The 26,193-nt window shown below is 39.3% G+C and carries 24 protein-coding genes; 15 read left to right on the forward strand and 9 right to left on the reverse strand.

The genetic code is table 11. From position 1 onward, the window contains the following. From CTN01_RS22125 to CTN01_RS22135, 3 genes are all read right to left on the reverse strand, one after another. Positions 1-642: DUF4123 domain-containing protein (locus tag CTN01_RS22125; RefSeq protein WP_170096483.1), on the reverse strand; the 642-nt coding region annotated here is incomplete at its 3' end. Then, positions 630-2,696 carry a type VI secretion system Vgr family protein gene (locus CTN01_RS22130; protein WP_107342216.1) on the reverse strand — a complete coding sequence of 689 codons (2,067 nt, stop codon included), beginning with the start codon at positions 2,694-2,696 and terminating at the stop codon, positions 630-632. The genes CTN01_RS22130 and CTN01_RS22125, both read right to left, overlap by 13 nt. Before the next feature lie 112 nt (positions 2,697-2,808). Next, positions 2,809-3,327, reverse strand: coding sequence for an Hcp family type VI secretion system effector (locus CTN01_RS22135; RefSeq protein ID WP_005365509.1), 519 nt, complete (start codon positions 3,325-3,327; stop codon positions 2,809-2,811). Between the two features lie 894 nt (positions 3,328-4,221). Here CTN01_RS22135 and CTN01_RS22140 point away from each other — a divergent pair. Genes CTN01_RS22140 through CTN01_RS22155 form a run of 4 tightly spaced genes read left to right on the forward strand, consistent with a single transcriptional unit; the run spans position 4,222 to position 8,958 of the window. Further along, complete coding sequence (locus tag CTN01_RS22140) at positions 4,222-5,649, forward strand: TolC family protein (protein ID WP_045150318.1); 1,428 nt, start codon at positions 4,222-4,224, stop codon at positions 5,647-5,649. Positions 5,650-5,654: 5 nt separating this feature from the next. Next, a complete protein-coding gene (locus CTN01_RS22145; RefSeq protein ID WP_005366398.1) occupies positions 5,655-6,632 on the forward strand; it encodes an HlyD family secretion protein in 978 nt (325 codons plus the stop codon). 1 nt (position 6,633) lies between these two features. Continuing rightward, complete coding sequence (locus CTN01_RS22150; RefSeq protein WP_045150317.1) at positions 6,634-7,806, forward strand: ABC transporter permease; 1,173 nt, start codon at positions 6,634-6,636, stop codon at positions 7,804-7,806. Next, positions 7,807-8,958, forward strand: coding sequence for an ABC transporter permease (locus CTN01_RS22155; protein WP_045150316.1), 1,152 nt, complete (start codon positions 7,807-7,809; stop codon positions 8,956-8,958). A gap of 74 nt (positions 8,959-9,032) precedes the next feature. On the opposite strand, the gene CTN01_RS22160 is transcribed toward CTN01_RS22155, so the two are convergent. After that, complete coding sequence (locus tag CTN01_RS22160; RefSeq protein WP_005366395.1) at positions 9,033-9,755, reverse strand: YebC/PmpR family DNA-binding transcriptional regulator; 723 nt, start codon at positions 9,753-9,755, stop codon at positions 9,033-9,035. A gap of 366 nt (positions 9,756-10,121) precedes the next feature. Here CTN01_RS22160 and CTN01_RS22165 point away from each other — a divergent pair, with 366 nt between their 5' ends. The 3 genes from CTN01_RS22165 to CTN01_RS22175 all read left to right on the forward strand — a co-directional run bounded on the left by CTN01_RS22165 (position 10,122) and on the right by CTN01_RS22175 (position 12,583). Next, positions 10,122-10,904, forward strand: coding sequence for an IclR family transcriptional regulator (locus CTN01_RS22165; protein ID WP_045150314.1), 783 nt, complete (start codon positions 10,122-10,124; stop codon positions 10,902-10,904). Between the two features lie 34 nt (positions 10,905-10,938). Beyond that, positions 10,939-11,979 (forward strand): formimidoylglutamase, encoded by a 1,041-nt coding sequence (locus CTN01_RS22170; protein ID WP_045150313.1) that lies wholly within the window; start codon positions 10,939-10,941, stop codon positions 11,977-11,979. 175 nt (positions 11,980-12,154) lie between these two features. Beyond that, a complete protein-coding gene (locus CTN01_RS22175; RefSeq protein WP_045083077.1) occupies positions 12,155-12,583 on the forward strand; it encodes a hypothetical protein in 429 nt (142 codons plus the stop codon). A 48-nt stretch (positions 12,584-12,631) separates the two neighbouring features. Here the strand turns inward: CTN01_RS22175 and CTN01_RS22180 are convergent, their stop codons facing one another. Together CTN01_RS22180 and CTN01_RS22185 are read right to left on the reverse strand one after the other, a co-directional pair. Continuing rightward, complete coding sequence (locus CTN01_RS22180; RefSeq protein ID WP_045128140.1) at positions 12,632-13,666, reverse strand: ABC transporter substrate-binding protein; 1,035 nt, start codon at positions 13,664-13,666, stop codon at positions 12,632-12,634. 495 nt (positions 13,667-14,161) lie between these two features. Further along, a complete protein-coding gene (locus CTN01_RS22185; protein WP_045150311.1) occupies positions 14,162-15,196 on the reverse strand; it encodes an ABC transporter substrate-binding protein in 1,035 nt (344 codons plus the stop codon). Between the two features lie 190 nt (positions 15,197-15,386). On the opposite strand from CTN01_RS22185, the gene CTN01_RS22190 reads away from it, so the two are divergent. Together CTN01_RS22190 and CTN01_RS22195 are read left to right on the forward strand one after the other, a co-directional pair. Further along, positions 15,387-16,661, forward strand: a complete 1,275-nt coding sequence (locus tag CTN01_RS22190; RefSeq protein ID WP_425259337.1) for an NAD(P)/FAD-dependent oxidoreductase — start codon at positions 15,387-15,389, stop codon at positions 16,659-16,661. 121 nt (positions 16,662-16,782) lie between these two features. Beyond that, positions 16,783-17,130, forward strand: a complete 348-nt coding sequence (locus tag CTN01_RS22195) for a RidA family protein (protein ID WP_005366374.1) — start codon at positions 16,783-16,785, stop codon at positions 17,128-17,130. A gap of 100 nt (positions 17,131-17,230) precedes the next feature. Here the strand turns inward: CTN01_RS22195 and CTN01_RS22200 are convergent, their stop codons facing one another. Together CTN01_RS22200 and deoD are read right to left on the reverse strand one after the other, a co-directional pair. Further along, entirely contained in the window at positions 17,231-18,721 is a 1,491-nt protein-coding gene (locus tag CTN01_RS22200) for a lactate dehydrogenase (RefSeq protein ID WP_045150309.1), read from the reverse strand. A 300-nt stretch (positions 18,722-19,021) separates the two neighbouring features. Then, positions 19,022-19,732, reverse strand: coding sequence for a purine-nucleoside phosphorylase (deoD, locus tag CTN01_RS22205; RefSeq protein ID WP_045150308.1), 711 nt, complete (start codon positions 19,730-19,732; stop codon positions 19,022-19,024). Positions 19,733-20,027: 295 nt separating this feature from the next. Between deoD and CTN01_RS22210 the strand changes: the two genes are divergently transcribed. The 6 genes from CTN01_RS22210 (at position 20,028) to CTN01_RS22235 (ending at position 24,994) form a co-directional block, all read left to right on the forward strand. Continuing rightward, the gene (locus tag CTN01_RS22210) at positions 20,028-20,234 is read left to right on the forward strand and encodes a DUF3283 family protein (RefSeq protein WP_045083072.1); all 207 of its coding nucleotides are present in this window, start codon (positions 20,028-20,030) and stop codon (positions 20,232-20,234) included. Between the two features lie 143 nt (positions 20,235-20,377). Further along, a complete protein-coding gene (locus CTN01_RS22215) occupies positions 20,378-21,421 on the forward strand; it encodes a glycosyltransferase family 4 protein (protein WP_045150307.1) in 1,044 nt (347 codons plus the stop codon). Between the two features lie 33 nt (positions 21,422-21,454). Then, a complete protein-coding gene (locus CTN01_RS22220; protein WP_045150306.1) occupies positions 21,455-22,150 on the forward strand; it encodes an acyltransferase in 696 nt (231 codons plus the stop codon). Beyond that, positions 22,147-23,412 (forward strand): glycosyltransferase, encoded by a 1,266-nt coding sequence (locus CTN01_RS22225; RefSeq protein ID WP_045150305.1) that lies wholly within the window; start codon positions 22,147-22,149, stop codon positions 23,410-23,412. Before CTN01_RS22220 ends, CTN01_RS22225 begins: the two co-directional genes overlap by 4 nt. Further along, positions 23,372-24,256 (forward strand): phytanoyl-CoA dioxygenase family protein, encoded by an 885-nt coding sequence (locus CTN01_RS22230; protein WP_045150304.1) that lies wholly within the window; start codon positions 23,372-23,374, stop codon positions 24,254-24,256. The genes CTN01_RS22225 and CTN01_RS22230 overlap by 41 nt, the downstream gene beginning before the upstream one ends. Before the next feature lie 390 nt (positions 24,257-24,646). Next, a complete protein-coding gene (locus tag CTN01_RS22235; protein ID WP_244156118.1) occupies positions 24,647-24,994 on the forward strand; it encodes a hypothetical protein in 348 nt (115 codons plus the stop codon). 70 nt (positions 24,995-25,064) lie between these two features. Here the strand turns inward: CTN01_RS22235 and CTN01_RS22240 are convergent. Beyond that, positions 25,065-26,193, reverse strand: a 1,129-nt coding sequence (locus tag CTN01_RS22240; protein ID WP_211317091.1) for a YadA-like family protein, incomplete at its 5' end; no start/stop codon positions are given.

The following is a 26,193-nucleotide window of genomic DNA, read 5'->3' on the forward strand; positions in this document are numbered from 1 at the left end:
TTTCAATTGCCTTTTTACTAAGCCATTTATTGCCTCCGCACCTTTTAAAATGTCTTTGTTGGTCTTATGTTGCCATGCGGGTAGTAAACTCAACCATGCTCCCCAACGATTAATCATCATAATTTCTGCTGTTTTTTTACTGATGTTTATTGGTCTTTTTTCTAGGTTGTATTGTTGAAACTTACAATAACCCCATTGGCTTCTGTTCATTAAAGGAGTGATAACGTGAAAGCCATAAAATATTTCCGGTTGTTCTTCTATTAACGATTTACAGACGCTGGGTGAATAAAATCTCAAATAGGTTGCACCAAGTTCTTCACTGTTCACTTCTAAATAGTGTGATAAGTGCTGCCTTATTTGTTGTAGCGTATGTGTAGAAGCAATAATTACTCCACTGAGTTCTTTAAGAATGTGATTAAGAAGATCACTGTTGAGGTGATTAAGACAAACTAAATATGGGCTTGCCTCCATCACGGAGGAGAAGCGAGTATTAATAAATAGGGCTTCCTTCTCATCACCGTTAGTCAGATCACATAGATTGCTTAAATTCAAATTTTCAATAACGATGTATAGCTTAAAACCACTATCAAGAAGTGTTGGTATGGTGTTTTGAGTTAATGTTTGAGTTGTTATTTCTTGCATAAACATTGATCCCCACGTTGGCATTGACCATCTGTTTGCAAACCGCAAAGAGGTAAAAGCGGGACATTCGCTTGGCTTGCCATTAAAAGTGCTTCTGAAAAGAGCAAGGGTACTTGTTCTAATTGTGGGGCCGCTTCAACCGCACCCGGTAATAACGGTGATAAACCCCCAAAGCCAGAGCCACTGCCCGCACTGCCACCTGCATTGATGTTGACGGCTGCCCCTGAAATTGAAACGCCAGATGCATCTATTTTGATAAAGCTGCCGCCAGCCTTCAGCGTGATTTCAGCACCCGCTTCAATCACGGCTTTTGAGCCAGCTTTAAGGTGTACTTCATTACCCGCATCCACCAATAATGCTTGGCCTTGTTTCATGTGTAAGTTGCCATCAACAACAAGTGTTTGATCGGCTTTTACATGCGTACGGCTTTCACCATCGACGGTCAGGTGATCGTGGGTTTTAATGTGGGTGAAGCGTTCATTGTCTACATCAAGGTGTAAATCGTGTTTGATGTCGTCTTTGCGATCATTTTCCACCAACATGTTCACGTCTTTTTGTGCGTGAACGTAGATTTCTTCTTTGCCTGCTTGGTCTTCAAAGCGCAGCTCGTTATAGCCATCACCTTGGTGTGTTTCTGTGCGCAATACCGTACGGGTTTTATTGGCCGGTAACGGGTAAGGGGGCTTGTTGGTCGCATGGTAAGTGCGGCCTGTGATAATAGGTTGGTCTGGATCGCCTTCTAAGAAACTAACAATGACCTCGTGACCAATACGCGGTAGTGCAACCATGCCATATTGGCTACCCGCCCAACCTTGGGATACACGTATCCAGCAACTCGCATTGTCATCACTGTTACTGTATCTATCCCATGGGAACTGGACTTTTACCCGACCGTATTCATCACAGTAAATCTCTTCGCCTTCAGGGCCCACTACCATTGCAATTTGTGGGCCATCAACACGAGGCTTAGCCGTGTAGGGGGCTCGCCATGGGCGATGACCGGGTATCACAATAAAGTCATTGTTATAGGTCGTTACGCCTTGCCCGCCTGCTTCTTCTAATGCTTGCGGTTGCGTGCCCATATGGTTAACCGCCACTACGAGCCATTCGTCATTACATTGCTCATCATCGTGCTCTTGCAAGGCAAAGTTCACCCCAGCAATTAAACCGTGGGTGTTACTTTCACCATAGGCTGTATTGGCATCACGACGTAATGATTCGAGTCGAAAAGAAGTAAACGGCTTACCACTGGCATCGTCTTTGTAACGCCCTGGGTAATCGTAATGTTCGTAATTGGCTTGCTGGTAATCGGCTTCTTTCGCATTGGCTGTTTGTAAGAAGCTATAAGCCGGCTTTTTAAAACTGTAATCTTTGAGTTGCGCAGACGATGGGCGAATCTGCGTATGGCGAGCAAAGGTGCGCACAAAAGGCACGCCACTTTGACCACCACTGCGGCTGTTATAGGGCAGTGGTGCCGTCAGTCGAGCGGCACTTTGGGTGTCATCAGAAAAGCGCAGGGTATTCTTTTTATTATCATGGACAAAGCTGTAAAACAGGCCTTCTTCTGCGGCAATGCGGTCGATAAAGGCTAAATCTGTTTCACGGTACTGGACGCAATATTCACGCTGCACGTAATCTCGCGTTAAGACGAAATCAACATCGGTAATCCCTAATTCTTGTAATATCACCGAGATAATTTCAGGCACCGTTTGTGTTTGAAAAATTCGGCTATTGTGGCGCAACGCGAGGCGGGCTGCTGGCGGTACAAATTCCACCTGATACAAGGTGTGGTGATGGCCTGTGTCGCCTTGGGTAAAACGTCGAATAATGCCATGCCATTGCTGTTGCTGCTCACCGTCTCGCCAGACCTTGAGCGTGGCCGTGTTATCGACGGTCTCTTGCGGCGTATAAGCAGGGTGACGACTGGCTAAGTCAATGGTAAAGGCGAAAGGCAAAGACAGGCTGTCAGTGCCTGAAAATTGCGTGACGGCAAAGGCATCAGCATCTAGCCCATCGACTTCAAATGTAAATTGCAAACCCGTTTTTGTTGCCATACTGACCTCGTGATTAAACCTTTGCTAACGTTGGCCTTGCGGCGTATTTAGCAAAGGCATAAACGAAAAGCAGCCTACACAGGCGTGTAGGCTGAGACATAGTTGAGTGCGATTACGCTTCTAGCGGTGCACGCCAGTCATCAGCACCAGATGTGCCAGATACTGTGTGATCCCAGTTAATTGCACGGTAAGCCATTGATACTTCGATAAGCTGAGTGAAGTCTTCTTTTGATGAATCTTGGCAGTGTGGCATGTGCGTGTTGATATCAACAATCGTTGCATCGGTCAGCGTTGTGGTGAAGTAGTGCTCTTGCTTACCTTCAACCGATGTGCGGTACCACTTCAGCTCTACAGACGGTAGCATTTCACCTGATGCCAATGAGTTGTACATCAGAGGAACAGCTTTGTTCAGTGCCACGGTAAATTTAAATGGCTTGTGAACACGTTGACCTGAAGGCTGACCTGATTGTGGATCAGTAGGAACAGTAACAACGTGCTTGAATTCTTGAACAAGCATTTGGTCTTCGTGACCTTCAACATAGATGTTACCGACAGAATCAGGCGTGAATGCACCCGCTGTAATATTACCCTGAGTTTGGCCTTGGATCGCGATATAACAAGGAGTTGGCATCTTAATATCCTATTTTATGATGGAGTAAATTACACAGCCTATGCTGTGACGACGTGCTGTTAAAGCATTAAGTGTGCCAATTCTTAACTGCATGAAAAGTAAAGGTTTTGCTTTTTTGTGCTATTAAATATTGAGCAACATGTTGCCTAGCCGGGCAAGATCTTGCTCGGTTTGGGCCATTTCTTGCTCGGTGAATTAATGTAAAATGCTCGAAATATGAAGTTAGAGAGGGGATGGTCGTTACTGATATGAGTTTGGCAGTGTGATGTGTAAACCTACTGTTAGAGTATGACTTATTGGAAATCTGTGACGAAGTTTTTTACGATAAACCAAGAGTTAAAATAGATTTTCCATATATTTGCTAATACGAATTGCCCCAAATAGGGCAAAGAATCTAACTCATTTATGTCCAGAAGTTAGCTAGAACCCCCAAAGAAGCCAGTTAAATAAATCCCAAAAAGTATCAATCCTAGTCTCTGACAGTCGCTAAACAAATCGGATTCAGATAAGATCTAATTATCACTGATAAAAAGTTAGATAATGTAATAACGAATACCGTAAAGAATTACGATCTAACTTTTCTATAGAGCGCCCTAAAAATAGCTACAAAATTAGATAAAAAGACAGAAAGTTAGATAACTACCTTGTAGCCCTTATTCCATATAGGGTTTCTAACTTTTCAATCTAACTTTAGGTTAACTGTGGTTTTTTATATCTTTAGTAATAACAATAACACAATAAGAGTATGCTGTTGTTATTCGCATTATCTTAATAATATTCATACAGTTTATCGATAAAGCAAGATGACTCTATACATAAAAAATTGTTTTATTTTAGAGCTATTGCTCTAGAATGAAAAAGCATTAAGAAGAACTGGTATCAAAGGGTTACCTTATGAGAATAAAACCATTTATGGTTAAACCACTGGCTATCGCCTTGCTAGCGATCACGCCTAGTATTTATGCATCACCCATTGCGTTCAGTGATGCGTGGCATACTGTCGTGACAAAGAATGATGGTTTGGCGGCCGGACGTTCAAGTGTTGAGCAAGCAGAGCATATGCAAGATGCGACAAGTGACTTATATTTGCCAACTGTGACGATTGGCGCAAATTACACTCGTTTAGATCAAGATGTAAAACTGTCACCTTCAGATTTATTTGGCAGTATGCCGGCTTCTCAAAATGCCGAAATGCAAAAGATCTTAAGTGATTTGATTAATATCGCTCCTGATTTGGCTGGAAAAGTAAATTCAGCATTTACATCTACGATTGCGGATCGTGATGTACTAACCAGTTCTGTTCGTGCTATTTGGCCTATTTTCACTGGTGGTCGTATTAGTGCGGCACAAGATATTGCTAAAGGACAAACAGAAGAAGCGAAATACATGCTTGCCATGATGCAACAGGCTAAGTTTGAAGATTTATCCCGCTTTTACTTTGGTGTTGTTTTAGCAAAAAATGTTGTCGAAACACGTAAAGAGGTTGAAGCAGGGCTAAAACGTCATTACGAACATGCGCTTAAACTTGAGCAACAAGGTCAAATTGCAAAAGTTGAACGTCTACAAGCAGAAGCTGCTTACGATAAAGCAAAAGTTGATGCACAAAAATCAGTGCGTGATTTAGAAATTGCGCAAGTTGCGCTAACAAGGCTACTGCAGCAATCGAGTACCACAGTACCTACTACCAATCTGTTTATTAATAGTTCTTTACCGCCCATGTCGGCGTTTATAAATAAAACGTTAGCAAGTTACCCAGGTTTACATATTTTGGATGCTAAGCGTAAACAGGCTGATGGCTTAATTAATGTAGAGAAAGGCAAGTATTACCCAGAAGTATATTTGTACGGTGATTATAACCTGTACGAAAGCGACTCTCTTGCCGCTAAAATGGCACCTGATTGGGCTGTGGGTATTGGTGTCAGTGTTCCGCTTATCGACAGCTCTGGCCGTTCAGGTAAGGTAAAAGCGGCGCATTCGATGGTGACACAAGTGAATCATTTACGTTCGCAAGCTGAGCAAGATCTGACTGTGTTAGTTGAGAAAACCTATCGAGAAGCTAATCAAGCAGTAGAAGAATATAACGGTTTACAATCGAGTCTTGCATTAGCAAAAGAAAATATTCGCCTACGTGAAAAAGCGTTTAGCCAAGGGTTATCAACGTCACTTGATGTAGTTGACGCTGAACTGTATTTATCCGCCGTTAAAACCCAGCGACTTGCTGCGGCCTATCAATATGTTATGTGTTTAACTCGTTTACTGGCGGTAAGCGGTGAAATGAACACCTTCAATAATTATCAGAAATATCAAGGTATAGAGGTTTAATTGTCATGAGTAAGTTGAAGTCTATAGCAGTAGCGGTTCCTGTAATTGCTGTTGTGGGTTGGTTGGGTTACACCTTCTGGCATGCTTACCAGCCTCAGCCTGAACGTATGCAAGGTCAGATTGAAGCGCAGCAATATAATATTTCCTCAAAAGTACCAGGGCGTATTGACCAAGTACTTGTTCGTAAAGGTGATGAAGTTAAACCGGGACAACTTATTTTTACCATTTTAAGTCCGGAAATTAATGCCAAGTTAGAACAAGCGAAAGCGGGTGAGCAAGCGGCTGGTGCGTTGGCAGAGGAAGCTGAAAAAGGCGCGCGACGTCAGCAAATTGCAGCAGCAGAAGATCAATGGCGTAAAGCTACGGCGGCGGCGAAATTGATGAAAACGACTTATGTACGTGTCAATAACCTTTATAAAGATGGCGTGATTGCAGAGCAAAAACGCGATGAAGCTTTCACACAATGGCAAGCGGCACAATATACCGAAAGTGCAGCATACCAGATGTATGAGATGGCTAAAGAAGGCGCACGCGTAGAAACCAAACGAGCAGCACAAGAGAAAGTGAAAATGGCAGCAGGGGCTGTGGCAGAAGTGGAAGCGTATGTTGCTGATACTAAGATCTCTAGCTGGCACCAAGGGGAAGTTTCACAAGTATTGCTGCACGATGGTGAACTAGCACCACAAGGTTTCCCTGTGGTGAATATTATTGATATTAACGATGCGTGGGCTGTCTTTAATGTGCGAGAAGATAAGCTAAAAGATTACCAAGAAGGTAAAGAGTTTAACGTAACCATTCCGGCACTAGGTGATAAAACCTATTCATTCAAAGTAACACATGTTGCGGTAATGGGTGATTTTGCTACGTGGCGTGCAACTGATACGGCGAAAGGCTTTGATATGCGTACGTTTGAAGTGGAAGCACGTCCAACACAACCGATTGATGGCTTGCGCGTAGGCATGAGCGTGATTGTAGAGCAGTAATATGAATAGCTTTCAGTATGTGAAGCAAGAATGGCGAAACATATGGAAAGATGGCTGGTTACGAGCATTAACACTGTGGTTACCTGCGGTGTTATTTCTCACTATGTGGGCTATTTTTTCTACAGGTATAGCGCATAACTTACCTGTTGGTGTTGTCGATCTTGATCATAGCCAGTTGTCTCGTCATTTTACTCGTTATGTGGATGCCAGTCCGACAATGGCGGTTACACGTCAATTCACGAGTCCAGATCAGGGCAGTGAAGCGATGCGAGCTAATGAAATATATGCCATGGTGGTGATCCCAGATAATTTTGAAAAAGACACAAAGCTTGGTTTTTCGCCACAGATCACCACGTTTTATAATGGGCAATTTATTTTAATAGGTAAATTAATCAACTCTGCAATGTTACTTGCTGAAGGCACATTCAATGCAGGGGTTGAAACCGTTAAGAATATGGCGACAGGAGCTCCTGTACCTCTGCAAGCTATGGGACAAGCCGTACCTATTCGTGGGCAAATTACACCGCTGTTTAACAGTAATAGCCATTATGGACAGTTTTTAGTTTCTGCCATTATCCCGTCTATCTGGCAGATCTTGATTGTAGCAACAACGGTGTTAGCTATTGCCCATGAAGCGAGAACACAAGGGCTATGGAATTGGTTACAAACGTCACCTGTTTCTAAGTTACTAGGTAAGTTAGCCGCCTACACGGGGTTATTCCTTATCCAAGGGTTGCTGTTCTTGTGGTGGATGTACGTAGCTCTGGATTGGCCGATGCATGGTGACTGGCATATTTTGATTGTCGCGCAATTATTGATGGTGCTGGCGTGTCAGAGCATGGGAGCTTTTATCTATTTCCTTGCGATGGAAGTACCACGTGCAATGAGTTTTGTTGCGGCATTTACAGCACCTGCCTTTGCTTTTATGGGGATCACGTTCCCTGCCACTGATATGCCTGTGATTGCAAAAATGTGGCGTAGCTTATTACCTGTAAGCCATTATATTGAAGTGCAATTACAGCAAGTTGATTATGGGACGGGGTGGTATCAAGCAGCGCATCAATTGTTTATTTTGGCGTGCTTTATGGTGGCTCTAGTGATGGCTGTGATACTGATGTTAGTTCACCGCCGAAAAGCGTTGAGCAATCACCCAATTGCGAAAGGGGAAGCATAAATGAGCTGGTTAAGTTTATTTAAGCATGAGCTAAAAGCCATTTTTACTAATGTTTCTTTGGTGTTTACAGTATTTGGCGGCGTGGTTTTTTACTCGTTCTTATACCCACTACCTTATACCAATGAGCTCCCTCGAGATCAGAAAGTTGCTGTAGTCGATCTTGATCAAACTCAGATGAGTCGTGAATTGATCCGAATGGCTGATGCCACACCCCAGGTTCATATTACTCAGCATTTAGGCAGTATTGATGCGGCTAAACAAGCGTTACTTGATCGTCAAGTCGAAGGGATTTTAGTGATCCCCCATGATTTCTACAAAGATGTGATGCTAGGGACTAGCCCAACACTGGCATATTCAGGTAATGCGGCGTTGTTCTTGGTATACGGTACGATTGTAGAAGGATTAAGCGCTGCAGGTGCTGATTTAGGTGTAAAGGCGAAGATTAACCATCTTGTTTTAAAGGGTGATAACTTCGTTCAAGCGACCGAACAGTACAGTGCTATGAAGTTAAACATGCGTCCGGTGTTTAACGTGACCATGGGGTATATCAACTACGTAGTGCCAGCGGTATTTGTATTGATCTTACATCAGACGTTGCTAATTGGTGTCGGGATGGTCGGCGCATCAGAAAATGAAGCGCGAGCTGCGGGTAAAAGTGGTTATTGGTCTGAATATCCAGTATGGATGATTATGGCTGTAAGGGCGTTTATCTTTGTCGTAATTTATTTGGTTTTAACCGCGTACTATTTTGGTTTTACTTTTACCTATTATGGGGTAAATCGACTGGCGTCCATTCCAGATCTCCTTTCCATGACGGTAGCCTTTTTATTAGCGGTAATCATGTTGGGAATGGTATTAGGACAGTTGATTCCACGTTGTGAGTTAGTCACGCTGGTGGTGTTATTAAGCTCATTACCTCTGGTGTTTACAGCAGGCTTTATTTGGCCAACCTCTGAATTGCCAACATTACTACGAGAGTTAACCCAGTTAGCACCGTCAACGGCTGCTATTAATGGTTTTCTTGGCTTAAATCAGATGGGCGCAACCTTTGCTCAAATGATTGGCTGGTGGCAGCAATTATGGTTACAAGCATTAGGTTTTGGTGCTTTAGCATTTTGGTTAATGTCACGAGCGCGAAAGGTAAGCCGTTAAGCCAATAATCATTAAGCAGAAACAAAAAAGGTCACCATTAGGTGACCTTTTTTATATCAACAGCAAACTAAATATTAGTCAGCCATTTCTGCATTATGGTAAACGTTTTGTACGTCATCACAATCATTCAATGCATCAAGGAATTTCTCGAACATTGCGATGTCGTCGCCAGCCAATTCAGTCATTGTCTGTGGAACGAAAGAAATTTCTTCAACATCTAATGTTACTTCTGGCATTGTTGCTGCAAGCGCATTTTTGATTTTGAAGAATTCTGTGTGAGGAGCGTAAACAGTGATCACGCCATCTTCACATGTGATGTCAGTAACATCAGCATCTTCCATCATTAGATTCTCAAGAACAGCTTCTTCATCTGTGCCTTTGAATTCAAATACTGCTTGGTGTTCAAACATGTGGCCAACAGTACCTGGGCTACCAATTTTTGCATTGTTTTTAACGAATGCTTGGCGAACGTCCATGAAAGTACGGTTGTTGTTGTCAGTTAGACAGTCAACGATAACCATGCAGTTGCCAGGACCAAAACCTTCGTAACGTGCTGTTGAGTAATCTTCACCGCCGCCACCTTTAGCCTTATCAATTGCTTTTTCGATAACGTGGCTTGGCACCTGATCTTTCTTCGCTTTTTCAATAAGACGGCGAAGTGCTAGGTTAGCATCTGGATCAGGGCTACCGTTCTTAGCACAAACGTAGATCTCTTTACCGTACTTTGAGTAAACTTTGATCTTAGCGCCTTGGGTTTTTGCCATAGACAATTTGCGTACTTCGAACTTTCTTCCCATGAGGAATCACTCTCTTTTACTATGTGTGACGGTCAATTTTGCAAGGATTTTACCAGTAACCTTCCTATTATTACTAGCGTGATCTGCTATTTAGCATAGAAAACCGCCTTTTTTCTCATTTGATTGAAGGTGAGGATCTCGGAAAAGTTACATCTTTTTTATTACTGTGATAATGCGTTGATTTTTAATTAACAAATTGAAACGCTATTTAAATATTTATTAGACAGATAAATCCCATAGAGTAAGAAAGTTTCTTGATAATAATTCAGTAAATATAAGGTGTTTAATATTAGGTTTCTTATATTTCGGTAATTTATTGATGATTATTTTGCATAATTCTCACTTTGTAAGAATTTAATTTGCAGTATGGTTTTTAATTGGTTAAAAGTAATTATCATACAAAAAGAAGAAGCCAACACCGTGACAAATTCACTCAGTGCTAATGAAAAGCTGTTGCAAGTATTAATTCACATTGCAGCTTCACCTTTCCCTCTGCAAGCGCAACAGTTAAGTGTAGAAATGAATATGCCTATTAGTAGTTTATACCGCTACTTAGCTTTACTAAGGGATTGGAATTTAATCGAAGATAATCACGGTCATAATACGTACAGTGCCGGGCCTGCGGCATTGCAATTACAACGTAATTTTCAGATTAATTCACCATTGCCAGATGGTGTTCGACCTATTTTAAAACGCTTGCAGCAACAAACTGGCGAGATGTCGGCATACATGGTGCCTGTTGGCTTTAATGCTTTGTGTGTCGATAGCATTGATAGCCCATACGCTTTGCGTTGTAGCTATGAAAAAGGGCAGAGCCAGCCTCTTATCCGTGGTGCTTCAGCAAAAGTGATTTTGGCGTATTTACCCCTTTCACGCCAATTACGTATTTTGAATCATTACGAGATCACTGAGAAAGAGCAATTAGACGCATGGTTAACAGAGCTTGATCTGATTAAACAAGATGGTTTTGCTATTAGTACGTCTGAAATTGACCAAGGGGTTTCTGGTGTCAGTGCGCCTGTTTTTATCGGTAATAAAGTGGCTGGCGCAGTAAGTGTCATGGCACCTGCTGAACGTATCAATAGCCGTAAAAATAAAATTGTCATGTGTGTCTTACAGGCCGCTCGTGCTCTACCACCACAACATTAAATTACAACGTTTTTGATCAAAGGAAGATAAACGTATGTTTGTAGATCATTTAAAAAAATTATTTAAAACTGATGATGTTAAGCCTCGTATTCCACATCGTTCACATACGTTAATTTCTCCTTATACTGATCAAAGAGAACAAGGGATTGTTTTACTCGGTGTTATTTCTGATCTCAGTATTGGCTGGAATCGAGGTCGACAAGGAGCGAAAGAAGGGCCTGCAAGTATTCGTCGTATTCTTCCTAATACACACTCGCATTCAAAACTGCCCTTTTATGATGCTGGTGATATAGAACTGGTTGATGACGATACAAACTTCTCAACATTAAGTGATAAGCAAGCGCAAGTTGTACATGGTTTACTCCATTCTGGGCATTTCCCTATAGTGTTAGGGGGCGGTCATGAAATTTCTATTGCAAGTTATCAAGCGTTATCAGATTTTGCCGATGATAAAGCAAAAATACATACCGAATGGCAAGTAGCTAAATCGATACCTGATAATGTTGTTGCTTTATCGGCGACGCAAGAAGATCCAACGATGAGTTATCAGCCTTGCCAAGCGCGTGTTGGGATCATCAATTTTGATGCACATTTTGAGTTGCGACCAACCTTGTCTGTTCGTTCAGGTTCGGCTTTTCATTCTGCATTATGTTACAGCAAAGAGCATCACCGAGATTTTCATTACCTTGGTTTAGGTATATGCGATCGTGCTAATTCACAAGCGATGTTTAAATTAGCTGAAGATCTGGGCTGTGAATGGTTGCTTGATAGCCAAATAACGTCACGAAATAAAAAAGCAGTACAAGCCAAACTTGATAAATATATCGATAGTGTCGATGTTATACAGTTAAGTGTTGGGCTCGATGTATTTTCCGCATCTATTGCGCCTGGTGTGAATATGACCCAAATGCAGGGGGTTGGTTTACCTATGGTGGAATGGGCAATTAAACATATTATGGCAAGTGGAAAAGTAAAGTTAGTTGATATAGCTGAGCTCAATCCTGAATATGATTATGCTAATCAAACCGCGAAATTAGCGGCAAAGTTGATTCAACTTATATCTCGATGCTTATAATATAAAAGCCACCATAATAAAGCTGATGGTGGCTTTTTTATTTATGGTATATGTCAACCATTAAACTATCGTGGTAAATCATTAACATATTATTGATGTTATATCAGCAGACTCAGCTGCATCTTATAGCCAGAATGGTACTTATGTTGCACCAATCGGACAAGCCGTAGATTCAGTGTTTGAATATCACGTTACTGGTTTAGGTAGGGATGGTACGTATAACATTGTGGTTCATTCGCAAGTGAAGTTAGCGGATGGTAGTTATAGTTATGATGTATGGTCAGCGATAGTTAAATTGTCAGATTCTATGGCTAACTATTGCTCTATTGGTGATGAGTCAATTGCTAGCGAAGATATTTACCACTATTCAGTTGTGCCATGTACAGATCCTAATTTGGTTACTGCATTAGTATTTCATGAATCATACCTGAACGATAAGTCACTGAATATTGGCGATAAGGGTTATAGTTTTTCTAAAAATAAAATTACAGTTGATTCCTCTACTGGTAAGTATGTTGTTTCTTTATATTTGAAAGAGCTGACAATTAATGATTTTGGTGAACTTAGTTATTTTGTAACAAGTACTGGAATAGAATTTAATTAATATTATCTGAAGTAAAAGAGCAACACATTGTGTTGCTCTTTTTTATTTTTAGCTCTTCAGTAACTGCCAGTATTTTTCGTAAATATTGACGGCATCGCCAACATCATTAGTAAATTCACCCTTATTTACTTCCTCATCTGTTGGGAAGATCATTGGATCGTTTTGTAGTGCTTTTGGTAGAAACGACTTTGCTTTCTTGTTAGGTACAGGAAAGCCATATTCTTCAATCACTCTGGCTTGGTTTTCTGGTCGCATAAAGAAATCAATAAACTGATAGGCTAACTCTTTATTTTTACTGCCTTCTGGCACAACAAAGTTATCCATCCAAAGAATGGATCCTTCTTTGGGATAAACAAATTTTAGCTCCGGCATTTCTTTTCTTGCCTCATAAGCGCTTCCATTCCATTGCATACCAAGCATTGCTTCGCCAGTTACATACGGCACATCCGGAGCATCTGAGTTATAGACAACAACATTAGGTTGTAGATCACGCAATTTTTCGTAAGCTTGCTTTATTTCTGCTTCGTTTGTGGTGTTAATACTGTGCCCCTGTGTTTTGAGAGCCATACCAAACACATCACGAACATCATCTAGTAGCATGACTTGATTTTGGAATTTGCCATTCCATAAATCGTTCCAACAAGTTATTTGATTGCTTTTAATATTATTTGCATTGTAAGAAATACCTGTCACACCCCAAACATAAGGGAGTGAGTAATCATTTTTAGGATCAAATTTTTGATCCAACAAGCCTGGATAGATATCTTTTAAATGATGCATTTTAGTTTTGTCTATCTTGGCAAGCATGCCTTCACGCGCCATTTTTTCTATAAAATATGTAGAAGCAAAAACAACATCGTAGCCCTTATTTTTAAGTAGCTTTAATCTGGAATACATCGCTTCGTTATTTTCGAAAGTTGAGTAATTGACGGTGACATTGTATTCTTTCTCAAATGCTTGAATTACATCTGCAGGCATATATTCAGCCCAGTTGTATATATTAAGCACAGCATCACTTGCCGAAGCATTAAATGCTGAAAGTACGAATGCTAGTGTGGTCACCCCTTTAAATGTTTTCTTCATTTTTTAGTTCCTAAATGACTAAGTAAGTCAACGAACGGCAGATAGTATATCTATAATGTAACACGTCAAATAAAACGGTGTTTTATTTGATCTTGATCGCAAAATTAGATGTTTGTATCGATTGGTTTCGAGACATAAATCTCATGTTTTTATTTTCTCTTCATGAATAATTTGAAATCCATGAGTAATCAATGTGTCTGAGAACAACCTATACTAGGTCAAAAAATTGTGTGAGAAGTCTGTAATTTAGAATAGTATGACAGTGTGTAAAGTGAGCTCATCAACATAGCACGTAATGCATATTTAGACGGGTGTAAACCGTTTATTAAAAGGTGAATATTACGATTCTTTAAAGCGCCTTTGTCAACATATGTTCTCGCTATATCTCAATTAAAATTAAAAATTTAGATTAGCATAAGCTGAAGCCGTTATATCAAGTCGATAAGTAAGAAGAGAGCAATAACATTGTTATTACTCTCTATCTATTTATCTACTTTAGCTCTTTAGTAATTGCCAGTATTTCTGATAAATATTGACAGCATCACCAACATCATTAGTAAACTCACCTTTATTTACTTCCTCATCTGTTGGGAAGATCATCGGATCGTTTTGTAATTCTTTAGGTAAGAATGACTTTGCTTGCTTATTTGGTGCAGGGAAACCTAGCTCTTCAACTAATTTTGCTTGGTTTTCTGGGCGCATAAAGAAATCAATAAACTTAAAGGCTAAATCTTTATTTACGCTGCCTTCTGGCACAATAAAGTTATCCATCCACAGAATTGAACCTTCTTTTGGATAAACAAATTTTAGCTCTGGCATTTCTTGCTTGGCTAAATAAGCATTACCGTTCCATTGCATACCGAGCATCGCTTCACCTGTCACATAAGGGACATGTGGTGCGTCTGAGTTATAAACGACAACGTTTGGACGTAAGTCGCGCAGTTTCTCGTATGCTTGTTTAATTTCAGTTTCGTTTGTGCTGTTAATGCTATGGCCCTGTGCTTTTAATGCCATACCAAATACATCACGAACATCGTCTAATAGCATGACTTGGCGTTGGAAATCAGTATTCCATAAATCATTCCAGCCCGTTACCTGATCGTTTTTAATACTATCTGAGTTATAAGAGATCCCTGTTACACCCCAAACATACGGTAGTGAGTAATCATTATTAGGATCAAATTGTTGGCCTAACAAACCAGGGTAAACATCTTTTAAGTGACGCATTTTGGTTTTGTCTATTTTGGCTAACATGCCTTCACGCGCCATCTTTTCAATAAAATAGGTTGAAGCAAAAACCACATCATAACCCTTGTTATCGAGCAGTTTTAGTTTGGTATACATCGCTTCGTTATTATCGAAAGTCGAATAGTTGACGGTGACATTGTATTCTTTCTCAAATGCTTGAATTACATCTGTTGGCATATATTCAGCCCAGTTGTAAATATTAAGCACAGCATCATTTGCCGAAACATTAAATGCTGAAAGTGCGAATGCTAGTGTTGTCACCCCTTTAAAAACTTTTTTCATTTCTATTTCCCTAAATGACCAGGTAAGTCAGTGAGTAGCGGATAATAGAGTTAACATTAAGCATGTCAAAGTTAATCGGCGTGATATATGACCACTATCACAGTAATAAATCACTTGTTGTTGCATTAATAGCGTGACATTATCCGCGCGATTTTTTCTCTGTTCTTATCTATAGGCAATTGGAATGTCCATGCGTAGTCAATATATTGATAGTTATTACCAAGCAACAATTAATGCATTACCTGAGCAACCAGAACTTGAACAACAGATAGAAGCTGATGTGTGCATTATTGGTGGTGGTATGACAGGTTTGAATGCTGCCATCGAATTACGTCAGAAAGGTTTTTCGGTTGTCGTTCTTGAATCTCAGCGTTTAGCATGGGGGGGATCTGGCCGTAATGGTGGGCAGTGTCTCGTTGGTTACTGTTTGGGGCTGCGTGAAGTCGATGAGACCTATGGCCCTGAATGGGGAAAACAATTATGGGATCTCTCTTGTGAGGCGGTTGATATTGCACGCGAGCGTATTGAAACATTCAACATCGACTGTGATTTTCAACAAGGCTATATCGAGCTGGCATTGAAAAAGAGCCAAGAAGAAGAATTAAAATCTTGGTATGACTTAAAGCAGACTCGTTATGATTACCCAAGTGCAAGTTGGTGGGAAAAAGAACAAATTCAGCAAGTAGCGCATACCGATCGTTACCTTGGTGGTTTGTTTGATTCAAACAGTGCACATATGCACCCATTAAATTACACCTTAGGTTTAGCCAGCGCTGCAATGTCATTAGGTGCATCGGTATTTGAAAATACCCCTGCGACTAAAATTGAAAAAGGCAATCCACATATTATTCATACACCAAAAGGTCGTGTAAAAGCGAAACAAGTGTTATTGGCGTGTAATGCATATTTAGACGGATTAAACCGTAAAGCACAAAGTGTCGTTTTGCCTGTTGCTTCTTATATTGCAGTAACAGAGCAATTAGGTGATCGTCAGCCTATTTCAAATATGATGGCAATGTCAGACTTAAATAACAGCCTTGATTATTACCGTCCGACACCTGATGGTCGCATTTTATTTGGCGGTGTAAACCATCCGTTTAATGGTGAATACAGTGATTCAGCAGAGCGCTTACGCCAACGTATGATCACGGTATTTCCACAGTTAAAAGATGTGAAAATGAAGTACCACTGGGGCGGTTTATTTGCTGTCACTCGTTCATACATGCCTCAAATTGATCATTTGGGGAATGATATTTATGTTGCTCATGGATACACCGGTCATGGCGTTGGTTTAACCAATGTTGCAGGTAAAGTTATAGCAGAAGCAATGTCTGGTACAGCAGAACGTTTTGATGTGTTTGCTCAGATCAAGCATGGCTGGATCCCAACACCAGAAGTGCTACGTAAACCGGCATTAGCAATGGCGATTTGGAAAGCGAGAATTGAAGATTCGTTAGGAAATTAACAGAAATTTACGGTGTAAATTGTACTGAGTGCAAATTATTTTATTTTCTTACCGAACCATGACGACTTTTCTGCAAAAAAAGTTACAATAAGGTATTACTTTCTAGTGAACAGGAAATATCATGATTGAACGTTTGGAAACAGGTGCTCGAATGAGCCGTATTGTAAAACATAACGGAACTATTTATCTATGTGGTCAAGTTTGTGCTGATGCAACAAAAGATATTACAGAGCAAACACAGACAATGCTGGATAAAGTTGAAGCGTTATTACTACAAGCGGGAAGTGATAAAGAGCATATGCTTTCTGCAACGATTTATATTAAAGATATGAGTATGTTCGCAGAGATGAATGCTGTGTGGGATAACTGGGTTCCTGAAGGCCATGCACCAGCACGTGCTTGTGTGGAAGCAAGTATGGCACGTGATGCTTTATTGGTTGAAATCTCAGTAGTTGCGGCTGAAAAATAAGATTATATAAAGATAGGGCGTTTTAGATAGTAAACGTCCTAATTAGGCTCAATAAAATGGCATCAGTGATGGCAATATTGAGCCTTTTTTATGTCTGCTGCTAGCTTAGTAACTGTTCTAATGTTATTGGTGAAGAGGCAAGCCCTAATCGTTGCGCAGGAGTTAATCTGTATTTATCTTGGCGACAGAGATTATGCCAAGCGCGGTAAATATCAAGCAGAGGTAATAACCCCGCAGGACGTAGTTTACGTCTTGGTTCGTTGATCAGTTGGCTAAATTGATCTTGAAAACGGTTTTGATAAGCTGAAATTGCACGATATGTTGCATGTTCTAGCCATTGCCTGTCTTTCGATGTATCTCCACCAAGATGGCAGATCCCTTTACTTGCGCTCTCTAAATGAGTAAAAGCCCACCTATCTTGCCACCAACCTAGTAGGGCAATATCGACATTGGCTGGTTTATCGCCGTGTAGCCATTGTTCATCTTCAAGAACATAAACAGGATCAATTCGTTTATTTTTAATATGATCAATAAAAACCGAAATACAGGCAGAGCGAAGTAGTGTTTCTTGAGGCATGAAAACAGCAAGATAGTCGCTATGTTGGAACATTTGTTTTAAATAAAGGTAGTGGCTATATACGGTGTATTGAGGGTGGATCAACGTTCCTTTCGTTGGGAAATTAATGAGCCTGCCATCAGTCAACGGATTCTCCATATTGGAGCGACTAAAAATTTTCCGATAGGTTGTATCTACTTGCGCTAATATTCCTTGCGGGATAAATGTTTCTGTCAGCGTTTGATGAGGTGTTGAGAGCGCCATATAGCGAGCGGTATCTTGATAAGCATCATGGTGCTCTTTTGTTGATTCAACGCTTTCTTGTTGATAATTAATATGTTGAGCAACGACATACCCAGACTGCGCTTCTGCACTGGCAACCCATAGTACACCGTTCATACTTTTCTCTTGCAATGCTTTTATATTGGAAGCAAGTTGTACTTTATGTTGGTGCTTAAACAAGCGTTCATCAAACAGAGCAAGTTGGCGACGACACCTCGCTGCGATGTGGTTTAATTGGTCATAAAATGTTTTTGGATTTATCTCTAAGCGACGACAAATATCTCGCACTGGATAACCAGTAAATAATAACCCTAAGAGTTTTTGCTGTATGAGATGTTTATTATTGGTACCAGACCAACGATCAACAAATGTTTGGTCGCATGATTTACAACGATAACGTTGCCTGTCACCACTAAAGCCAAATGCGTGATATAGATGTCTATGTGTTAGTGCTGAAAAATCTTTATTTTCACAGGCGTTATTTGTGCATTTAGGAAGATCGCCGCTTTGTTGGGTTTGGTAACGTAGCGCTTCTTCGACAACATCTTGGTTATTCAATAAAGGAGGAAAAGCACCACATTCACGGCATACCAATGTCGGACGATTTTTGTTTGCTTGTTGTAGCACATAGTCATTTGGATTATGTGAACCAAAGTTCTTACAACTCAATGTCTTACAGTGATTAAACTGATAGCCATTAAAAGCTAAAGGTAACTGCTCAATGGGGTTTGCTGTTGTAAGATATGTCGACATAATCAAACCTTATTTTTGAGAGATCTTAGAAATGAGTATAAATATATTTTCAAGGTTGTTACTAAGCAGGAGTGGGATTTGTGAAGAAGGGGCTGAGTAAATAGCACTCAGCACAGTCAGAGAACAATACGTTTCAATAATATGTTACCTATGATTGTGTAAGACGCCACATTTTACATTATCGAGCTGGCTTCTATTAATTGAAGGTACTGATTAAACTAACATCCCTTTAGCTTTTATCTTTGTATAGAAATAAGCGGTCAACACCTCGGGGAAGAATGTCTCCCGCTTAAGGAGTATTTATAAAGAAATTGCTGTTTCTAGTGCGATATTCATCATTTCATTAAATGACTTTTGACGATCTTCTGCACTGAGCTTTTCACCACGTTTGATATGATCAGAAACCGTTAGAATAGTCAGTGCTTTTGCACCTAACTCTGCTGCAACGCCGTAAATACCAGCCGCCTCCATATCTACACCAAGGATACCTAGCTTTTCCATTTTATCGAAAAGATCGCTTTCTGGACTGTAGAATAAATCAGCAGAGAAAACATTACCGACACGAACAGGTACTTTCTGTGCTCGTGCTTGATTGACTGCAGTTTCTAATAAGTGATAATCCGCAATTGCTGCAAAGTCATGATCAGAGAAGCGAATACGGTTTACTTTTGAATCTGTAGATGCGCCCATACCGATGATCACATCCATCAGTTTTACATCATCATGGACAGCGCCACAGCTACCAATACGGATAATATTTTTAACACCAAAGTTTTTAATTAATTCGTGGACATAAATAGAGCATGAAGGGATACCCATGCCATGTCCCATAACTGAAATACGTTGACCTTTATAGGTACCGGTGTAGCCATACATACTACGTACGTCACAAACACGCTTAACATCATCTAGGTAAGTTTCAGCAATAAACTGAGCACGTAGAGGATCACCAGGCATTAGCACTGTTTCTGCAAAATCGCCAAGCTCTGCGTTAATATGTGGAGTAGCCATATATTGCTCCTAGATTTTAATAATTAACAAAGGTTATTGTTGTGTTTCAATTGAAGCAGTTTATGAGAGCGGGATGATTATTCTTGCGATCAATATCACATAATTTAGGCTGTTTTAGATAAAATAGTAAGTTGTTTACTAATTATGTTGAAAAAGAGAGAGTGGACTTCTTTTTTTGATGGTTAAATACGCAAATTTTGTCGCAAGAAAACCCAAGTGATTATGATGCATGGCTATTTTGATCACTTATGTTTTTAGGTAAAATGAATCAATATAATTAAAGCGAGCATAATTGATGTATAACCTTACGTTACTGTCTGATGGTGAAAGAACACGTATTGAATTAGATAAGCAGGCAGCTTATACCGTATGGAAAGTAAAAAACGGTAAGGTTGGCTATGAGGCATTTGCTGAACTTATTAACAATATTGACGATGATGATGAGCGAGATTTCTGTGAGAAATCAGTGACCAAATATAAACATCAAATGGGTGTTAATTAACGGTTTAGTATTACTTTTATTGGTATTTGGCTACTGCAATGGTAGCCGTTTGTTTACCTTTCACGAAAATTCTCTTTTTTAAGAAAAGAATAATATATTCTCAGATATGCTTTAAAGACTACCTTTTTATCGTGAGACAAAAGATGAAAAATATAGTCTTAATTTGTGATATTGACGTAAAAAAAGGTAGTAGTTTTTTTGATTTTTTAATTCAGCTACCACATTCCAATAATCACTTTATTTTATTCGCACGATCTATTTCAGATGACGCTTATTCTGTCTTAAAATCAAAAAACTATACCTATTCCTCTTTTGCAAATTCCGCCCAATTGTTTGCTTTACTTCTACATCATCGCCCTCATCTTATTCATTTCCATTTTTATGGTATTGGCCATCTTTATACATTTATTGCCCGCATTTTTTGTTCGAACATTGTGCTTACCATGCATAATTCACCACCAAAACACGTAGAGATAACAGGGTGGCGTCGATGGAAACAATTGGTTCTCGGTATTCCAATTACCCGTCTTTGTGCAATTTCTCCTTTTATTCAGCGATGGTTAGAAGTGTTTATGCCATCTGAAAAAATAGTGCTGATTAATAATGGTATAAATTTATCGCGATTTAACTATAAAAAATTTCCGCCAATTACGAATAAATTACGTTGTTTTTATATTGGAAGTTTGAGTGCAGAAAAAGGAATCCACTACTTATTAGATCTGTTTTCTCAACCAGAATTAGCAACGATTGCACAATTAGATATTTATGGGGATGGAGAGCTGTCTGAGCAGGTTAAGCTTACAGCATATAGAGAAGGTTCGATTAATTATCATGGACGCTCAGCACAAATTGAGCAGGATTTACAACAGGCACATATTGTATTAATGCCATCTTGTTGGCAGGAGGCTTTCGGATATGTCGCCGTTGAAGCTATGGCTGTAGGACGACCAGTTATTGCTGAGCCTATTGGTGGGCTTGCCGAAATTTTCACCGATAAACAGCAGGGTTGGTATGTGTGTTTTGAACAAATAGATCAGGTACAAAAATTGCTTCAGTTTCTTTATAACCAAAATAAATTGCTTGAACGTGTCGGTTTAGCTGCGAGAAGAAAGGTAGAACAGAAATATGATATCACAATACAAATCGCGCAAACTCACGAGTTGTATTCATCTTTGATTGAACAATAAAGTGCTTTAAATAAGCCGTAAAGGTGGTGATTAATGTTAATAACGCATCGAATTCGTGCTTATATCAAACAACAAAACACGCCATTAAGCCGATTGTTATACCGAGTTGCAAAATGGTTTGTTTATGGTCAACTGCCTGATTTAGCATGGATATATCGACCTATTTATGTTCTATATCGATTAGCGAGTTTTACCTTACAACGCTTATTGAACATTTTTCTATATCTTCCTATGTTACAGGCACGATTAGAACATTATAGCCCGGGCTTGAGCTTAGAAAATGGCTTTCCTTTAATTCAAGGACCAATAAAAATTTATATTGGTAATAATACTTGCCTAAACGGAGCACTGAGTATTCACGGCCATCCTGATAGTGGTTGTTGCGAAATAAGAATGGGTGAAAATTGCTATATTGGTTGGCAAACCGGAATTTCAGTTGGAAGGAAAGTACTCATCGGCGATAACGTAATGATTGCAGGGAGAACGAGTATTAATGCTCATAGCGGTCATAGCCCAGGTTTGGACCGATATCAGCCGCCAGTAATGGCTGATTTAGTAATTGAAGACGATGTATGGATCTGTACAGGTGTCAATATCGTAAAGCCTGTCACTATTGGACGTGGTTCGGTTGTTGCTTCTGGATGTGTTGTCACTAAAGACGTTCCGCCAAATGTATTGTTTGCAGGTAACCCAGGGAAAGTCGTTAGGATGTTAAGGGGAGATGAATGAATATATTTTATTTTAGTTACTTTTCTCCACCGTTATTAAATGTTGGTGCAAACAGAAGCCGACGATTTAGTGAGTCTTTAACGCGTTTAGGGCATCGAGTTGTGGTCTTTCGTGAAGCCCGACAGCACCGATTTGCTAATGTTGATAATAAAAATAAGATAAAACTTCAAGCAGATATCATTCCTGTCTCTTCATGGAATATTGATTGGTGTTGGAAATGGCCAACAATTATCCACAAGCAATGTTATCGCTTAAGACATTGGCGCTCACCAGAAAGAGACGGTGATATTGCTAAAAAGTATTGGTTAATTGATATGCATTGGGGCTGGATATTCCCTTCGCTTTATAAAGCATGGCAAAAAAGTAAATCGATTAAACCAGATGTGATTGTTGTTTCTTGCCCTCCTTTTAGTAGCGCTTTAATTGGCAGATTGCTCTCCAAATGGCTCAATGTTCCTTTGGTGTTAGATTTTCGTGATGCGTGGTCGCAAGCGAGTTATTTTTCCGATGAAAGTGAAGTTAAATCTGAACAAAAAATAATGCAGCAAGCGAGTGCTTTAATAGTGACGTCGATGGCTGATTATCACACTTATCAATCTTTATACCCCCAACATTGTGTTCGTTATATCCCAAATAGCTATGATCAAGTCCTTGATCATGTTTCCGATAATCATTCTGTGTTGACCCTTGGCTATAGCGGGACATGGGATGGCTTTAGGCGCAGCGCAAAAGGTCTATTTAAGCAATTAGCGCAGTGCGATTTTCCCATTCGCCTTATTAATATAGGTGATGTTCAAGATGAAATGATGCGGTTAATACGTGAGTATAGATTAATAGATAAGGTTGAAATGATTGATGCTCAGCCGAAAGAAAAATTACGCGATATTTTATCGCAATGTGATGTGTTATTTATTCAAAAAGGTAAACCTGATAAAGGTAAAGTTGATACTCATTTAGCGACGAAAGCAATAGATTATGTGGCAAGTGGCAAGCCGATTTTAGCTGAGTTACCGGATGGTGAAACATTAGATTTTTTAAGGCGACATGCTACACAACTCTATGAAGTTTCCATAGATGAACCAGTTATCTATTCACAACAACTAAGACATTTACATCAGTTGTTTGAACGAAATCAATTAATCATAAATAAACCCTCTTCTGATTTTTACTACCAGTATGGTCGTGAAAAATTAGCGTCTGACTTTATTCAGGTATTAACAGATGTCACAACTTCTAGCTTTACTGAGCGAGTTAAAACATAACGGTGCTGTTGTGCTACCGGAATGTATTACAAAAGAAGAATTAGTAAAAATGCAAAGGAGCTTTCAATCTCAATTGGAACGCCCTGCTTTTAACTCATGGACAGGGTATACGCAAACGGATAGAAAACGATTAATGGTCGAACAGCTATTAACATTAGATCCTCATTTTTGCAAACTGCCATTAATGCCATTAATTAATAGTCTTATTGTTGAATATTTAGGAAAAGATGTTTGTTTGCAAGAAGCGAAAGGCTGGCAAAGTTTACCATTTAAAGACAATTTCCATCCATTGCATCGTGATGAATGGTATTGCACTAAATATTATCAATCTAAAGTTATTCCAAGATCATTAAAATTAGCTTGTTATCTTGATGATGTAGACTCAGGAGCATTTGCGTTTGTTGCTGGTTCTCATCGGCATCTTTATCAGGGGCAAGTAGGGGAGTTACACCATCAAAAAACTGAAGACTTCGAATTAACCAAGGTAATTGGTAAGGCTGGAACGCTATTTTTGTTTGATCCTGAGTGTTTACATCAACAAAGTTATCCAAATTTGACAGCAAGAAATGCGCTGTTTTATCACTTTTTTTCTCCTTCTGTGGTGTTGTCAAAAAACTTCACACAGTGGGGGCGCTTTCAACGCTTGTTGATTGAATCGAGTTTTTTATCGGGATTAAATTATCAACAATTGGCTTTCCTCGGCTGTGCTCGTCAACCTTGTAATGATATTCCGGATATACAGCATTTTTTGAATTTAACTCAGCCGTTGAATATAGCAGTACGCTCTTTGAATGAAGCGCACTACTTGATCGAGAAAATCAAAGCGAGACTTTTTCGGACATGATTGTTATGGTGGTGAGTCATCTATTCGATTTGTTTTTTGCTATTAAATAATAATAACGTTGGTTTTATAAGCGTTATTTTCATATTATGCTGATGAAAATACCGTTATTAATCAATTCTATGAATGGATTTTGTGTCAGTTTGCTTTTTCTGATTATAGAGCTGTAAAAGGTATACTTACAGTATTGCAAATATGTATGGATTTTCTTAGATAGAAATGAATGCAATCATACAAATATCACAATTAATTGTTATTAAATAACGCAGTAATTACAAAAAACATCGTATGTGACGATAAAATGAAACTCATAACATTATCTATCTGGTAGGTATGCTTATTGGATAGTTATTTAGTATCATTATCGTAGGTATTGATTTAATGGTGAACAACGTGAAAACAACAGATTTTTCGGCAGTCGATGATGATAATGATGAAGTTATGCTTTCAATGCGTGCAGAGCAGCGACCTCAATCTACAAAAAAGTCGTCTTTAACTGCAAAATCATCGAGTAAAGCAAGTGTAGCAACGAGATCTAAACGTTTAACAGATTGTCCTGCTTGTGAAGGTATTGTGTCTCGTCGTGCTCATTTTTGTCCTCACTGTGGTGAGCCAGATCCTTCTCGTCATATGCAGCGTTCTCAATGGTTGTCACGTATAGTATGGACTGCAATCATTTCTGCAGGTTGCTGGTACGCCTATGTCGAATTAATGCCATGGGTTATTGAACGTATGAAGTGATTTTTTAGCTAATTTATAAAAACCGACAAGAATGTCGGTTTTTTCGTTGTTAGATCATGTAAAACATTATTTAATTAAAGCCAAAAGTCATTCCTGCCGCTACACCAAAATCGTGACTTGAATCGTATGATGTATCAAGGCTTAGAATACTATTTTTACTGGTATTAATTTTTGTACCTATTGCGATTGCATCCTGATCACCATAGTAGCCAAGACCCATCCCTATATTATATTTATGATCTTGTTTTACTGTAATAACAGACATTGCCATTGCTGCTGCAATCCCTGCATTTTCTTTTTTCCTTAATTTATCTAGCTTGTCATTAAACTCGTTAGAGAGTTGTTTGACTTTTTGATCTGTATAGTTATCAGCATCATTTAATGTTTGTTGCGCTTTTTCATTCGTATATTGTTGTGATTTATTGTAATAATATTTTGTTTGTTCATTTGTGTAATTAATCGATTGGTTGCGCAAATGTTTGATGTCGTAAGCATTGGTATTGATATGCTTTATATTGCTAGTAATACGAGTGCTGTTTCCGGCAATGTCGTTAGTGTTGCTGGTTATATTTGAAGTATTGTTGGTAATGTTTTTGGTATTACTACCAATACGAGTGCTGTTTCCGATAATATTTTTAGTGTTACTGGTTATACCTGAAGTATTGGTATTGATATGCGTTGTATTGCTGGTAATGTTTTTAGTGTTGTTGTCGATACCAGAGGTATTACTATCAATACGAGTGCTGTTTCCAGCAATGTCGTTAGTGTTGCTGGTTATATTTGAAGTATTGTTGGTAATGTTTTTGGTATTACTACTAATACGAGTGCTGTTTCCGATAATATTTTTAGTGTTACTGGTTATACCTGAAGTATTGGTATTGATATGCGTTGTATTGCTGGTAATGTTTTTAGTGTTGTTGTCGATACCAGAGGTATTACTATCAATACGAGTGCTGTTTCCGGCAATGTCGTTAGTGTTGCTGGTTATATTTGAAGTATTGTTGGTAATGTTTTTGGTATTACTACCAATACGAGTGCTGTTTCCGGCAATGTCGTTAGTGTTACTGGTTATACCTGAAGTATTGGTATTGATATGCGTTGTATTGCTGGTAATGTTTTTAGTGTTGTTGTCGATACCAGAGGTATTACTATCAATACGAGTGCTGTTTCCAGCAATGTCGTTAGTGTTGCTGGTTATA

Origin of the sequence: Photobacterium angustum, from assembly GCF_003026365.1 — a bacterium.
GTDB classification, from domain to species: Bacteria; Pseudomonadota; Gammaproteobacteria; order Enterobacterales; family Vibrionaceae; genus Photobacterium; species Photobacterium angustum.